A 13,484-nucleotide genomic window follows, 5' to 3' on the forward strand; every position below is an offset into this window, starting at 1 on the left:
ATGATCTCGGCGCTTACTCCCTGCCGCGGGCCCGGTTCCGCATCTTACGGGCGAAGACGGGCCTGCCGCCGGTGTTGGTCGATGCGTACCTACATCCGGCGGTAACCCCGCTGTGCTCAGGACGCGAGGCCGCAGTCGGAGGCTGCACCCATCCTTCCTGCTGCGCACCGCGCCGGTTTACGGCTAGCCGTGTTCTGGCCCCAGCTCCGATAGCAGTCCAGGCAAGTGTGGATGTCGTTCATGAGTCAGGCCCGCTTGTCGCGCCGATCCCTCCAATTTCTGATTCAAGAGGTTCACCAAATGGGAAACTCCCACGGCGTCCTGACCGCTGAGCCGGCTGACAATCTGACCACGCTCGCCGAATGCGAGCGGGTCTTTGCCGAGGTGCTCGCCGATATCGTGGGCGCCGACCACGTACCGGTCGACAGCCACTTTTTCGACGATCTCGGCGCGGACTCCATGGTGATGGCCCGCTTCTGCGCGCGGGTACGCAAGCGGCCCGACTTGCCGTCGGTGTCGATGCCGGACGTCTACAAGCATCCGACGATTCGGAGTCTTGCCGCAGCCCTCACGAGCACCACAACCGACACCGCAACCACGCCTGCCTCACAACCGGCAACCACGCTCGCCGAATGCGAGCAACTCTTCGCCGAAGTGCTCGCCGACATCATGGGCACCGACCACGTACCGGTCGACAGCCACTTTTTCGACGATCTCGGCGCCGACTCCATGGTCATGGCCCGCTTCTGCGCGCGGGTACGCAAACGGCCCGACTTGCCGTCGGTGTCGATGCCGGACGTCTACAAGCATCCGACGATTCGGAGTCTTGCCGCAGCCCTCACGAGCACCACAACCGACACCGCAACCACGCCAGCCTCACAACCGGCAACCACGCCCGCCGAATGCGAGCAACTCTTCGCCGAAGTGCTCGCCGACATCATGGGCACCGACCACGTACCGGTCGACAGCCACTTCTTCGACGACCTCGGCGCCGACTCCATGGTCATGGCCCGCTTCTGCGCACGCATACGCAAACGGCCCGACCTGCCCTCGGTATCCATGCCCGACACCTACAAGCACCCGACCATCCGAAGCCTCGCAGCGGCCCTCACCACCACAACCGACACCGAAACCGCCGCGTCGCAGCCGGCAACTCCGGCGGCTCCCAATGAGCCGCCGAGGCACGCCCGCAATGGCAAGTACGTCCTCTGCGGGACGTTGCAACTCCTGTTCCTCCTCGGCTACCCCGGCCTCACCGCGGCCGTCTGGGTGGCGGGTTTCAAGTGGGTCTCGGCCAGCCCGAACCTGGTCGACGTCTACCTGCGTTCGGTCGCGTTCGGCGCCGCGATGTTCCTCGGCCTGTGCACCCTTCCGATCCTCGTCAAGTGGGTGTTCGTCGGCCGGTGGAAGCCTCAGGAGATCCGGGTCTGGAGCATGGCGTACGTCCGCTTCTGGCTCGTCAAAACCCTGATCCAGCGCAACCCGATGATCTTGTTCGTCGGTTCACCGCTCTACGCGCTCTACCTGAGGGCACTGGGCGCGGAGATCGGGCGTGGCGCCGTCATCTTCTCCAGGAACCTGCCCGCGTGCACCGACCTGCTCAGCATCGGCGACGGCGCGGTGATCCGGAAGGACTCGTTCTTCAACGGCTACCGAGCCCACGATGGTGTCATCCAGACGGGCGCGGTGAGCATCGGCAAGGACGCGCTCGTCGGCGAGGCGACGGTGCTCGACATCCGGACCTCGCTCGGTGACGGGGCCCAGCTCGGACACTCGTCCGCGCTGCACGCGGGTCAGGCAATACCTGCTGGGGAGCGCTGGGTCGGCGCGCCTGCCCAGCGGGCCGAGAAGACGAACCAGATGGCGGTCTCAGCGCGCGACGTGGGCACAGGGCGGCGGGTGGTCTTCTCGGCCGTGCAGCTCGGGAACCTGCTCCTGCTGGGTCTGCCACTGACGTTCGGCATCGCGGACTTCGCGATCCCTCAGCTCCCGGAGTTCGGCCCCCTGCTGGACTCGGCACCGGTGTCGCTCACGACCTGGACGTTCTTCCGTGACGCGCTGGTCGTCTCCGCCGTGGTCTTCTTCGGCGCCGTGCTCGTCGGCCTCGTGCTTGTGGGAACGGTTCCGCGCGTGCTGAACCTCTTCATCAAGCCGGACAAGGTCTATCCGCTGTACGGATTCCGTTACTGGGTCCATCGCGCGATCGCCCGCACGACCAACATCAGATTATTCACAACTCTCTTCGGTGGAACCTCCTACATCATCTACTACCTCCGCTGGTTGGGCTACAGCCTTCGCGGCGTGCGGCAGACCGGTTCGAACTTCGGCGAAATGGTCAAGCACGACACCCCGTTCCTCAGCGCGGCCGGCAGCGGAACGATGGTCGCGGACGGGCTGTCCATCATCAATGCCGATTTCTCGAGCACTTCCTTCCGCTTGTCCCACGCGTCGATCGGACCGGACAACTTCCTGGGGAACATGATCGCCTACCCCCCGCAGAGCAAGGCGGGCGAGAACTGCCTTCTCGCGACGAAGGTCATGGTTCCTCTCGACGGACAGGTGCGGGAAGGCGTGGGCTTGCTCGGCGCGCCCAGTTTCGAGATCCCGCGGTCGGTCAAGCGCGACAGGCAGCTCGACGTGACCAGCGCGGACGAGCTGCGCCGCGGCCTCCGGGCCAAGACCATCTACAACACCATCAGCATGGCGCTGTTCCTGCTGGTGCGCTGGACCTTCGTCTTGTCCCTCACCGTGGTCTATCTGGCTGCGATCAACCTCTTGCACTTCCTGGGCTCGCTCGCACTCGCGGTCGCATTGGCCACCGCAGTGGTCATCGTTTTCACGGTCGCCTACAACGTCCTCGTCGACCGGCTGTTCCGGCCGCTGCAGGCCTTGGTGCCGCAGGGGTGCTCGATCTACGACCGCACCTTCTGGCGGCACGAACGCTTCTGGAAAGTGAGTTCCCTGACCTATGTCCTCGCCTTCAATGGCACCCCGCTCAAGAACGTGATCTGGCGGCTGCTGGGTATGCGGGTCGGCCGCCGGGTCTTCGACGACGGCCTCCGCGTGCCCGAGCGGAGTTTCACCACGATCGGTGAGAACTGCACCCTCAACGCGGACACCATCGTCCAGTGCCACTCGCAGGAGGACGGCGGGTTCAAGTCGGACCGCATCGCGATCGGTGCCGGCTGCACCCTCGGTGTCGGCGCGTTCGTCCACTATGGCGTGACGACGGGCGACCGCGCGGTGCTCGCCACCAGTTCTTTCCTCATGAAGGGCGAGGAAATGCCACCGAACGCACTGTGGGGCGGAAACCCCGCCACAGAGATGCGCGAGCACTCGGTCGATCTGCAGGTCCGAAAGATCAGCATCGATGACAACGGCGCCGCCGTGCTCGTCCGCGGTGGCTGACCCGGCAAACGTGGAATGTAGGGATGATTCGATGGACAAGCGGGGAGAAACCGGCCGGGAAGTTCTGGCGGGCTGTCCTGCTCGCGGGCGGCGCGACCGCGATCTCGCGGTGGACGCTCGACCCGGCACCGGGCGGCGGCCAAGCACCGCGGCGACCCTCGATGACGACCTCGCGGCAGCGCTGCGCCGGCCGGCCGATGGGATGGCGCTGCCGCCGCACCCGGTCTGGCGCGTACGCGAAGGTGCAGTCGCGCGGTGTCCTTAAAGGACATCGCCGAGCTACCGCACCGCGAGCACGCCCCGAACTGCTCACGTCTTTCTCTGGTCGGAATGAAGGGAGATCAAGATGTCGTCCTCGTCATCATCGCTGGTGGACGTGGATCTGCAGCTCGGCAGCGTGCCGATGCTGCAGGCCGATGCCACCGGCGACGGGCCGGGCTGGGCGGCCGTGCACCGCGATGCCTTGCGCGCCGTCGTCGCCGAGCACGGTGCGGTCCTGGTCCGCGGTCTCGGGCTGCGCGATGCGGCCGAGGTCGCCGCGGTGTTCCGTGGGCTGGCCACCGCAGGCCTGATGACCGAGAGGGAGGCGTTCGCCCAGCGGCAGACCTACGCCGAGGGCGTGTACTCCTCGTCGAAGTGGCCATCGAACCAGCCGATGTGCATGCATCACGAAGTGAGCTACCGGCTCGAGTTTCCCGGCCTGATGTTGTTCGCGTGCCTGTCCGCGCCCGCCAAGGGTGGGGCAACCGGTGTGGCGGGCTCGACGGCCGTGCTCGAGGCGCTGCCCGGTGACCTCGTCGAGCGGCTCGAGCGGGAGGGCTGGATGCTCGTTCGCAACTACAACGAGGAGATCGGCGCGTCGCTCGCCGAGGCGTTGGGCACCGAGGATCGTGTCGCGGTCGAGAGCTACTGCCGCGCCAATGCCATCGAGTTCGAGTGGCAACCCGATGGAGGGCTGCGCACCTGGCAGCGCCGCAGCGCGGTGGTGCGGCACCCGGCCACCGGCCGGCGCTGCTGGTTCAACCAGATCGCCTTCCTCAACGAGTGGACGCTCGACCCCGAGGTGCGCGAGTTCCTGGTCGACACCTACGGCGCCGAGGGGCTGCCGTTCACCACCCGCTTCGGCGGCGGCGACCCGATCGGCGAGGACGTCGTGCAGCTGATCAACGAGGTGTACGAGGCCAAAACCATGCGGGAGCCCTGGCAGGCGGGCGATCTGATGCTCGTCGACAACATCGGCAGCGCACACAGCAGGGAGCCCTTCACCGGACCGCGCGAAGTACTGGTCGGGATGGCTGACCCGGTTCGCCTGGCCGACTGCTCGCCGACCGTCGAGGTCAACGTCGGATGACCACGTCGCTCGTGCGACTGTTCGCGGTCATCCGACGGTGCCCAGGTGCAGCGCGCTGGAGGGGCGCGAGCAACGGCTTCCTCGGCACACGACTCGAGCACGTGCGGGAGGTGGGCGGCTCCAACGATCGGTGCGTGAACAGCATCGGGCAGGCACGGTTCCTGTCCGGCGGATCCACCGGCACGGCGGCGCGACGAGCCGGCTCACCCGCAACGGCGCCTGGCGTCACTGCGGCGATCGCCCCGGACCTCGGCGAGCGCTACCTCGACATCGCCTACTGGTCCAGCTGTGTGGAGGACCCAGAAAGACATCTCAGGTTCTTAAGAGTCAAGCCGCAGCGGTGAGTGGAGGTGGGAAGGCCTGATGTTCGTCGAAGAGTTGTCCTGTTTGGAGGCAGTGGTGAAGCTGTCCGAGGAACTTGTTGAACAGGTGTCGTTGGGCTTGGTGGTTCCAGTCTCCGGCGGCGCGGCGGGTGTCGAAGTGGCGTCTGGCGCCGGGGCTGGCGCGCAGCGAGGCCAGTGCCCAGATCGGGCCGACCGCGGCCAGGCGCCGGTTTTTGATGTGTCGGTGCGTGATCACGGTTTTTCGGCCGCTGGCGCGGGTGATGGGGGCGGATCCGGCGTAGGCCTTGAGGCCGCGGGGGTCGGTGAAGCGGGTGCGGTCGTCTCCGATTTCGGCGAGCACCCGGGCGCCGGCCAGCAGTCCCAGGCCGGGGAAGCTGGTGATGATCGTGGCGTCCGGGTGCTGCTCAAAATGGGTTCGTGCCGCTTCCGCCAGACTGTCAGCGGCGGCGCAGGCGGCCTCGAATTGGCTCAGCAAAGCCGAAAACTGGATGCCCATCGCGTTCTCCACGATCGGTGGCTGCCGCAACCGATCAGACCGGAACACACCGTGGAGGCGATCAACGTCGGTATCGACGTTGCGGCGGCGCCCGGCCTTGGCCAGCAGTGTCCGCAGACGTGCTCGGGTGAGTTTCGCTGCGAGCGCGGGTGTGGGTGCGGCGGCGAGGACGGTGCGGGCGTCGCGACGGGCCAGGCCGCCCTCGGGCTGGCCGGCGAACGCGTCGAGCGCGGCGGGGTAGAACTGCTTGAGCAGCGATCGGAGCTGGTTGCCCAGCTGCTGGCGGGCCCAGACCGCGTCCTGCTGGGCCCGCGCGAGCACCCGCACCGCCTGGGCGAGATCGGTGTCGGCCGGCAGTGGGCGGTGTGCGTCGGCGTCGGTGCGCACGATGTTGGCCAGCATCACCGCGTCCGCGGCGTCGGACTTCGCGCCCGAGACCTGGTGCCGGGCCCGGTACCGCGATGCGGAGAGCGGGTTGATCGCGTAGATGGTGCGTCCGGTGGCGCGCAGCGCAGAGACGAGCAGTCCGTGGTCGGTCTCGATCCCGACCGGGATCGGGTTTCCGGCGGTGTCGCCGCCCTCGGCCAGCAGGTCGAGCAGGTGGGCGAACCCGGTCGCGTCGTCGCCGATGCGGGCTTTCGCGACCACGGTTCCGGTGTCGTTGACGATGGCGACATCGTGGTGGGATTCGGCCCAGTCGATGCCGCAGAACAGTGTCAAACCGTCACGCCTCCTTCGCTATTGCGGCTGCTCACGGGTCCAGGCAGGGTCACGCAGCGCCCTAATCGCGGGACTCGATGGTCCGTCATCTCAGTAGCCGTTCGTGACTCCAGCACACCGCAGGAACCTCGTTCTGCCGAAGAGCTCGCGGCTCGGGAACACACCGAGAGGTCACCTCCTGCGGCGGACTCGCGCCACGACATCCCACCACCACAAGCACCGGCCCACCGGCCGACGCGCCGTTCTTTCTTAAGTCGTCGAACGACCGGAAAACCTAGGCATCGCCCGCCGGCGGACCAGCACCAACCGGCTCGATCACGAGCCGGAAGAACTACTCCTACTACCGATTAGGAATCTTCCGAGATGATCATGCGGTTGCCGGACCTCGTTGCCAGGTCCGCCCAACGCGCCCCAGGCGCGCCCGCCCTGACCGCGCGAACGACCACGATCTCCTACGCGGATCTGTCCGAGCGGACGGAGCGAGCGGCCGCCGGCCTGCGCGATCTCGGGTTCGATGATGGTGAGCGCGTCGCGGTCTTCCTGGACAAGAGGATCGAGACCGTCGTGGCGCTGTTCGCCTGCTCGCGGGCCGGTGGCGTGTTCATCCCGGTGAATCCCGTGCTGCGGGGCAGGCAAGTGAGGCACATTCTCGATGACTGCGCCGCGCGGGTGGTGGTGACGTCCACGGATCGGCTGCGGGCCCTGCGCGACGAGCTCGCCGCCTGCAAGTCACTCGCCCACGTCCTCGTGCTGGGCGACTCGCCTGGTGAGGACAAGGAAGCCCCTTACCGCATACATGCCTGGTCAGAGGTCGCCGAGCGCGCAACCCAGGAGGTGTGTCCTCCCGCGGGTGGCGTCGACACGGATATGGCCGCGATCCTCTACACGTCGGGGAGCACCGGAGCCCCGAAGGGCGTCGTGCTGTCGCACCGCAACCTGCTCGTCGGCGCGGAGAGTGTCAGCACTTACCTGAACAACACGGCAGACGACCGGATCCTGGCGGTTCTCCCGCTGAGCTTCGACGCCGGACTGAGCCAATTGACGACCGGCTTTTACGTTGGTGCCAACGTGGTGCTCGCCGACTACCTGCTGCCGGGAGATGTCGTCCGGCTGTGCGCGGAGCACCGCATCAGCGGGATGGTTGGTGTACCGCCTTTGTGGATCCAGCTCGCGGCCCAGACGTGGCCATCCGAGGCCGTAGACGGGATGCGCTACTTCGCGAACACTGGAGGGCGCCTCCCGCGCGTCACCCTGCAACGGCTGCGAGCGATCTTCCCGGCTGCGGCGCCGTACCTGATGTACGGCCTCACAGAGGCGTTCCGCTCCACCTACCTCGATCCGCGGGAGGTCGACCGGCGGCCAGATTCGATCGGCAAGGCCATCCCGAACGCCGAGATCCTCGTAGTCCGGGAGGACGGCGGCCTGTGTGGTCCGGGTGAGCCGGGTGAGCTGGTACACCGAGGTCCGCTCGTTACGTTGGGCTATTGGAACGACGCGCAGCGGACGGCCGAGCGGTTCCGGCCGCCGCCGAACCGTCCAGTCGAGCTGTGTACGCCTGAACTGGCAGTCTGGTCCGGCGACGTCGTCGTCCGCGACGAGGAAGGCTTCCTGTACTTCGTCGGACGGCGCGACGACATGATCAAGACATCGGGGTATCGGGTCAGCCCCCAAGAGATCGAGGAAGTGGCCTACGAGACCGGACTGGTCCACGACGCCGTAGCAATCGGCATCGAGGACGAGGCGCTCGGCCACCGGGTCGTCCTCGTCGTAACCCCCCGCGATCCCGCCGGCTTCGATCCGGCCGCGGTGACCGCGCGCTTGCGACAGGAACTGCCCGGCTACATGGTTCCCGCCGAGGTCATGGTCCGAAGCGCCCTTCCCCAATCGCCGAACGGCAAGTTCGACCGGGCGGTCCTTCGCCACGAGCTCGCCGCCGCCCGCCCTCAGGAGCCCGCATGACCGCAGTCGCCCACGCGCGCCCCACGATCTGCCCGTTCGCAATCGCCAACGGCATGCTCGACATCGGCCGCCGCCCTCGGTCGGGTTGCTCGCTGACCGCGCCGGTGCCACCCACGGCAAGGAGTCGCGCGGCCACACCTGCCTCGTCGATGGCGGCCTCCGCCACCAGTTCGCTGCCATGGGGAACTTCGGACAGGTCATCCGCAAGACGAACTGCCCGGTCGCCGTCACGAACCGCATGGGCGTCCCGGGTGCTGAGACCGGCGACCTTGTGGCGGTCGTTCAGGCCGGCGCCTGCCGGATGACGCCAGTCCTACAGCGTTCCTCGGCCATCCGACACCAGAGGGAGCTGTTGATGTAGATCGCAGGCCGCCGGGCCTGTACGACCGATGAGGAGATTCTATATGGCTCGCTCGCAAGAGATCTCGCAAGCGATTTTCGAGGACGTCAAGGCCGTTGTGGTGGTCACGCTGGACATCGAGGACCAGGCCGATGACCTCGGGCCGAAAACGGGACTATACGGCAATCTTCCTGAGCTCGATTCGCTCACCGTCGTCAAGCTCATCGTGGCCTTGCAGAAACGGTTCGGGATCGTAATCGAGATCGACGAGATCGTCGGTGACATCTTCGACACACTCGGGCGGCTCGCGGCCTTCGTGGAGTCCAAAGTGGACTTGGAGCCACACGGCGGAGTCAAGTGCTAGAGATGCGCGACGGCATGACGGCCGCCGACCCGGTCCCGCGCCCGGCGCGCGTCGCCGGGGCGGACGAGGCCCGCAGCGCCGCCTTGCATACCGCTCGCCGGTAGGTCGCCGGTTATACCGGCGTGGTCCAAGGCGTCGGCCGCGGACAGCATGGAGTCGGCGGCGTCACACCACTTGGCCGGTTCGTAGCAGCACTTGTCGTGGAATGCATGAGCCGCCGGCCCTGTCCAGGCTCTCGTATCGATCGCTTTGAGGCCCTCGGACGCGTGGCCGGCTCGGTCGGCTCGGGCACCGCAGCACCCGGACGTTGTCTTCGATGGCCTCAGGTTTGCCTGGCACCAACTCGGTTGGATCCTGGGTTTGTCCAAGTTCAGCCGTCGTTGTCTGCTCCCTCGCCGGGGCCAGTCGTCAACGAGCGGGTGGCTGCGTCATGGACGGCGCGGTATGCCTGCGTAGCGCGGGAGAGTGTGTCCGAGATGGCGCCGGCGTCGTCGGTGAGGGTGTCGAAGCCGTCACTCCAGCGCACGCAGAAATCCATCAACGCGTCGTGCACGCCAGTCCGTGAATTCGCAACTGCTTCAGCTCGTGCCGTCGAGCGTCACGGTCGCGGCTACCGCTGGGCCCGATATAGCCGGTAGGTGCCGGGTCCCACGTGGGCCAATTCGAGGAACTCCGGAGGCGGATCGTCCCCCAGGTCGTGGACGATGAGTTCTCCGTCCTCCGACTCGATCGACACCTCGGCGACGTCGTCCCAGCCGTCGAACTCGGCCGAGTCGGGTGCGGCGTCGAGCAGCTGCACGGTCACTGTGACCCAACCGTTAGCGATGCCGTCGAGGACGATCGCCCCGTTGAAATCCGCCCCCACGAGACCGTTGGCATAGGCAAGGTCCACGCTGGGTATCGAGCCGGTCTAGTCCGTAACGACGAAGCTCGCGTCACTCATTTGCAGATCAGCGGTTGCCGTCCTCACCGGCTGTTCATGTATCCCTCCTGGTCCGGCTACACGATGGTGACCCAGAACGGGTCGTTGTCGACCACTCGATTTTCGTTGTAGAAGTCCTTCAAGGCGAGGCCGCCCTTCTGGTTCTGCTCTGAGTCGATCGCTTTGCTGGCGTACGGGCCGCCGGACGCCGCGCCTTCCCAGTCGACTTGAAAGGCGCCCTTTCGGCTGGAGTGGTCGCGGGGGAGACACGCGCGCGGGCCGAAGCGTTCCCGGTGCAGGCGCGATCAGGTCCGGCGGTCGTACCAAGTTGGCGGGGCCTGGCCGGTTACCACCGAGGGTTCGTCGGGCGTCGGCCGCGGCAGCTGCGCCAGGGGTGCGGCGTCGGTGTCGATGACCGGCGCCCACTGGGGCGCCGGCATGGCGGCGTCGCGGTCGGCCCAAGGCCGGGCGGACTTGGGCAGCGGCCGAAGTGTCCAGGTGTCGTTCATGATCACGACGGTCGCACACCCGGCCGCTGACGTTCGGGCGTTTCGCGCGGGCTGGGTCGTCCGCCGCAGGCCGGAGACGGTCACGGTGCGGCGGGGTCAGGGTCGATGGTGGTCAGCAGGAGCGCGGTGAGGCGGATCGGCTGCTCGAGCACGGTGCTGGCGCGCTCGGTCGCGGCGGCGGCGAGGGACATCACCCGTGGTGGACCAGGCGCCGGGGTCCTGGCCATGGTCACACTGGGACGATGGATCAGACGTCGATCACTGCTGCCGGTGCGATCGACACGTTCCTGATACTGCTGATCGGTATTGGGCCGAAGATCGCGCTGGTCCCGTTCGTGGAAATCACGGCTTCCCTTGACGCGGACGCCAAGCGGCGCGTGCTGCGCAAGATGCTGACCACAGCGGCCGTGGTGGCCGTGGTACTCATGGTGCTGGGTGAGCTGTTGCGCGTGTTGCTGCACTTCACGATCGGATCCTTGTCGATCGCCGGTGGCGTGATCTTGCTCGTGCTGGCGGTGTGGATGGTGCTCTCGCCGCCTCAAAGCGGCAGCGCCCGCACTGCCGGGAAAGACCCGATGCAGCTTGCGGTGTTCCCGCTGGCAGTGCCTTACCTGCTCAACCCGGTGGGCATCGTCGGCCTGATGACGATCTCTGCGGAGACGAGTTCGGTCAGTGTTTTCGCCGTCGAGTTCGGCATCCTGGTCTTCGTCCTGCTACTGGATGTGCTGGTGTTCCGGTGGGCGAACCGAGTGAGCGAGAAGCTAGACGAGAACCGCATGCTGGTTACGGAGAAGGTCTTCGGGTTCCTCATCGCGGCGATCGCCGTGCAGCTGGTTCTCGATGGCCTGGCCTCGGTCGGTGTCATCGGGCCGGTCCCGCATTAGGCCGGTGGGCGTGACGTGCTCGCTGATCTGTCCCGCAACGATGGCGCCAACGGGAACGACGGCCCGATTCGGCGTAGCTCCCCGCCCTCATCACGTCGTGCCAGCACGACCTCGACCGGTGCCGTCGGGCCAGCGGACGAACGTGACCGGCCGGCCGCGCAGGTGCGGGAGCAGGACCGGTGCGATGGTCGAGTAGTAGTGCACGATTATCTGGACTAAGACGAAACGTCTTTGACTACTGGGATGCGCAGTTTCGTCAAGCTGGTGTGCTGTATGCCGAGGTCTAAGCGTGACTCGCGAGGGTGTTGGTCTCAAGCCAGGGGACGATCGCTGCAACGAACCCGTCGGGGTCGGTCATGGGGCGGCCGTTCATGGTGGCGACCAGGTGGCCGACGCCGAACAGGGCGTCCCAAGTACGTGCGCGGCGATAGGTCGCGGCGGGAACGGCGCGGCGGACCTTGTCCCAGCCGTGCCAGGCCATCAGGGCGGCGTCGATGGCGGGGTCGGCGGGCATGGCCATGTCCCAGTCGAGGATGCCGAGAAGCTTGCCGTCCGCCGACCAGTGCACGTTGGACCCGCCGAGATCGCCGTGCACCAACGCATCGGGCAGGGGCTCCAGGGCGAGGGCGGCGTCCAGACGCCGCCGTCCCTCGGACTGCCAGCGGGCCGGTAGGCGGGGCAGGATCTCCTCGGCGATGACCGTCGACCACGACGGACCCAGCGCCCGGCCATCCAGGGCCGCCAGCAGCGAATCACTGAGTGGCACGGAGTGCACAGCCGCCAACGCGTCGGCCACCTGCGACGGATCGCCAACTCCCTGAGGCAAGGCAACACCGCCAATCCACGACACAGCAACGGCGGCCCGATCGCCGAACATGGTCACGGGCGTAAGCGGCTCCGGCACCTGGAACGGCAGGTCAGCGGAAGCCAGCTGCCGCAATACCTCCACCCGGCGGGGCATCGACGCGGCGGCCAGCGGCCGCTTGCTGACTCGGACGGCGGCGATGCCCGGGATCAGCAGCACGTGGTGGATATTGCCGTCGATTGCGGTGAAGGCGTTGTCCAGCCGTACGCCGGGCAGCAGCGCGGAGGCGATCGCCAGTAAGTCCGGAGCAGCCTTGGGCATGGCCAAAACCTAGCGCATCGCTGACGCCGTGTAGCGGGTCCTCGGTCGATGGTTCGCGCATCGCGACCGCGGACTTCGTCATTTCGGCGAGGACAAGGGTTCTCACGATGGGGCTACGGGTCAATGATGACCGGCAGGCCGAGGTTGACAGGCCCGGCCAGCTGGCGTTCGCGGGCTCGGTCGAGGCCGACCAGCTTGCGGGCTGCTTCATTCAGGCTGGTCTGCAGGCCGGCGACTTCTCCGAACCATCCGTTGTTGTTGGCTTCGTCGATGCGTTCGCGGAGGTTGGCGATGATCTCCACGAGCCGCGATCGTGCGCGTGGGTCGAGGCGCAGGCTGGGGCAGCGGATGCAGGCGTGTTCGTGTTTGCAGGGGGTGCCCGGCTCCCCGGGCTGGCGGATGCGTACGGGCTTGGGCCGAAGGGGCAGGCCCTCGTCCACCGCGGCGGCCTCGGCTTCCGCGAGTGCCCGGTAGAGCGAGGCGACCGACGGCGACTTGCCCGCGTTCGTCCCGGCCTTGATGGTGAGCTTCTTCGCGATGTCGGGGGCGGGGACGCCCTTGTCCTTCAGCGCCCCGGCCTCACGCCGAGGAGCCCGCCTGGCAGTTGTCACACGCGCTCCACGTACGCCGCCGCGACGACGCTGTTAACGCTCGGTTTGAGCTGGGGTACCGCGAACGCCGCGACGAACGAGACCGACCAGGTCGCCCAGGCGGCGGTGCCGGCGGCCACCGCTCTGGCTGCCTGCGTGGGCCCCGGCTCGCCGGACGGGGGAGCGTTGGCCTGCTTCAACCCGACTGGGGAGCACCTGCTCAACTGCGACCTTCTCGCCGACGGCCACCACCCGGAGGCCTACTACTACCGGTCGACCTCGCCCAATACGCTGCGTCACATCAGTGACGCGCCCGAGGCCGGTAATTGCGTCGACCACGACCTGGCCGACATTCCCGAATCCGGCTGGATCTATGTCCAGTCGTGCAACTACGAGGGCGACACGGAACTCAGCTGCAGCAACTTCGTGTACGTATACGCCGAGGGCTGAGCACTCACATCGAGGCGAGGT

The 13,484-nt window shown here is 67.1% G+C and carries 16 protein-coding genes; 7 read left to right on the plus strand and 9 right to left on the minus strand.

Going from position 1 to position 13,484, the window contains the following annotated elements; all coding sequences use genetic code 11:
• Positions 1 to 300: 300 nt before the first annotated feature.
• The 3 genes from K1T34_RS41910 to K1T34_RS41920 all read left to right on the plus strand — a co-directional run bounded on the left by K1T34_RS41910 (position 301) and on the right by K1T34_RS41920 (position 5,103).
• Entirely contained in the window at positions 301 to 3,408 is a 3,108-nt protein-coding gene (locus K1T34_RS41910) for a Pls/PosA family non-ribosomal peptide synthetase (protein WP_255637960.1), read from the plus strand.
• Positions 3,409 to 3,754: 346 nt separating this feature from the next.
• Positions 3,755 to 4,759: a TauD/TfdA family dioxygenase gene (locus tag K1T34_RS41915; protein ID WP_220240203.1), complete on the plus strand. Its 1,005-nt coding sequence runs from the start codon at positions 3,755 to 3,757 to the stop codon at positions 4,757 to 4,759.
• Complete coding sequence (locus K1T34_RS41920) at positions 4,756 to 5,103, plus strand: hypothetical protein (protein ID WP_220240204.1); 348 nt, start codon at positions 4,756 to 4,758, stop codon at positions 5,101 to 5,103. Before K1T34_RS41915 ends, K1T34_RS41920 begins: the two co-directional genes overlap by 4 nt.
• On the opposite strand, the gene K1T34_RS41925 is transcribed toward K1T34_RS41920, so the two are convergent.
• The gene (locus tag K1T34_RS41925; RefSeq protein ID WP_220240205.1) at positions 5,087 to 6,319 is read right to left on the minus strand and encodes an IS110 family transposase; all 1,233 of its coding nucleotides are present in this window, start codon (positions 6,317 to 6,319) and stop codon (positions 5,087 to 5,089) included. The two genes, K1T34_RS41920 and K1T34_RS41925, sit on opposite strands and share 17 nt — an antisense overlap.
• A gap of 363 nt (positions 6,320 to 6,682) precedes the next feature.
• On the opposite strand from K1T34_RS41925, the gene K1T34_RS41930 reads away from it, so the two are divergent.
• Positions 6,683 to 8,278 carry an acyl-CoA ligase (AMP-forming), exosortase A system-associated gene (locus K1T34_RS41930; RefSeq protein ID WP_255637961.1) on the plus strand — a complete coding sequence of 532 codons (1,596 nt, stop codon included), beginning with the start codon at positions 6,683 to 6,685 and terminating at the stop codon, positions 8,276 to 8,278.
• A gap of 404 nt (positions 8,279 to 8,682) precedes the next feature.
• Positions 8,683 to 8,982: an acyl carrier protein gene (locus K1T34_RS41935; RefSeq protein WP_220240206.1), complete on the plus strand. Its 300-nt coding sequence runs from the start codon at positions 8,683 to 8,685 to the stop codon at positions 8,980 to 8,982.
• Here the strand turns inward: K1T34_RS41935 and K1T34_RS54905 are convergent.
• The 5 genes from K1T34_RS54905 to K1T34_RS41955 form a co-directional block, all read right to left on the minus strand.
• Positions 8,979 to 9,350, minus strand: coding sequence for a putative T7SS-secreted protein (locus K1T34_RS54905; protein WP_370643512.1), 372 nt, complete (start codon positions 9,348 to 9,350; stop codon positions 8,979 to 8,981). The two genes, K1T34_RS41935 and K1T34_RS54905, sit on opposite strands and share 4 nt — an antisense overlap.
• A gap of 2 nt (positions 9,351 to 9,352) precedes the next feature.
• Positions 9,353 to 9,535, minus strand: coding sequence for a hypothetical protein (locus tag K1T34_RS41940; protein WP_220240207.1), 183 nt, complete (start codon positions 9,533 to 9,535; stop codon positions 9,353 to 9,355).
• A gap of 57 nt (positions 9,536 to 9,592) precedes the next feature.
• Entirely contained in the window at positions 9,593 to 9,874 is a 282-nt protein-coding gene (locus tag K1T34_RS41945) for a hypothetical protein (protein ID WP_220240208.1), read from the minus strand.
• A 335-nt stretch (positions 9,875 to 10,209) separates the two neighbouring features.
• Positions 10,210 to 10,413: a hypothetical protein gene (locus K1T34_RS41950; protein WP_220240209.1), complete on the minus strand. Its 204-nt coding sequence runs from the start codon at positions 10,411 to 10,413 to the stop codon at positions 10,210 to 10,212.
• A gap of 80 nt (positions 10,414 to 10,493) precedes the next feature.
• Positions 10,494 to 10,646: a hypothetical protein gene (locus K1T34_RS41955; protein ID WP_220240210.1), complete on the minus strand. Its 153-nt coding sequence runs from the start codon at positions 10,644 to 10,646 to the stop codon at positions 10,494 to 10,496.
• Between the two features lie 9 nt (positions 10,647 to 10,655).
• On the opposite strand from K1T34_RS41955, the gene K1T34_RS41960 reads away from it, so the two are divergent.
• Positions 10,656 to 11,297 carry a MarC family protein gene (locus tag K1T34_RS41960; protein ID WP_220240211.1) on the plus strand — a complete coding sequence of 214 codons (642 nt, stop codon included), beginning with the start codon at positions 10,656 to 10,658 and terminating at the stop codon, positions 11,295 to 11,297.
• A 90-nt stretch (positions 11,298 to 11,387) separates the two neighbouring features.
• On the opposite strand, the gene K1T34_RS54910 is transcribed toward K1T34_RS41960, so the two are convergent.
• The 3 genes from K1T34_RS54910 to K1T34_RS41970 form a co-directional block, all read right to left on the minus strand.
• Positions 11,388 to 11,501: a hypothetical protein gene (locus K1T34_RS54910; protein WP_360592818.1), complete on the minus strand. Its 114-nt coding sequence runs from the start codon at positions 11,499 to 11,501 to the stop codon at positions 11,388 to 11,390.
• Between the two features lie 79 nt (positions 11,502 to 11,580).
• A complete protein-coding gene (locus K1T34_RS41965; protein WP_220240212.1) occupies positions 11,581 to 12,423 on the minus strand; it encodes an aminoglycoside phosphotransferase family protein in 843 nt (280 codons plus the stop codon).
• A 113-nt stretch (positions 12,424 to 12,536) separates the two neighbouring features.
• Positions 12,537 to 13,034, minus strand: a complete 498-nt coding sequence (locus K1T34_RS41970) for a hypothetical protein (RefSeq protein WP_220247886.1) — start codon at positions 13,032 to 13,034, stop codon at positions 12,537 to 12,539.
• A gap of 45 nt (positions 13,035 to 13,079) precedes the next feature.
• Between K1T34_RS41970 and K1T34_RS41975 the strand changes: the two genes are divergently transcribed.
• On the plus strand, positions 13,080 to 13,463 hold the full coding sequence (locus tag K1T34_RS41975; RefSeq protein ID WP_255637962.1) for a hypothetical protein: 384 nt from the start codon (positions 13,080 to 13,082) through the stop codon (positions 13,461 to 13,463).
• Positions 13,464 to 13,484: the final 21 nt, after the last annotated feature.

Source organism: Amycolatopsis sp. DSM 110486, from assembly GCF_019468465.1.
In the GTDB taxonomy this organism is placed as follows: domain Bacteria; phylum Actinomycetota; class Actinomycetes; order Mycobacteriales; family Pseudonocardiaceae; genus Amycolatopsis.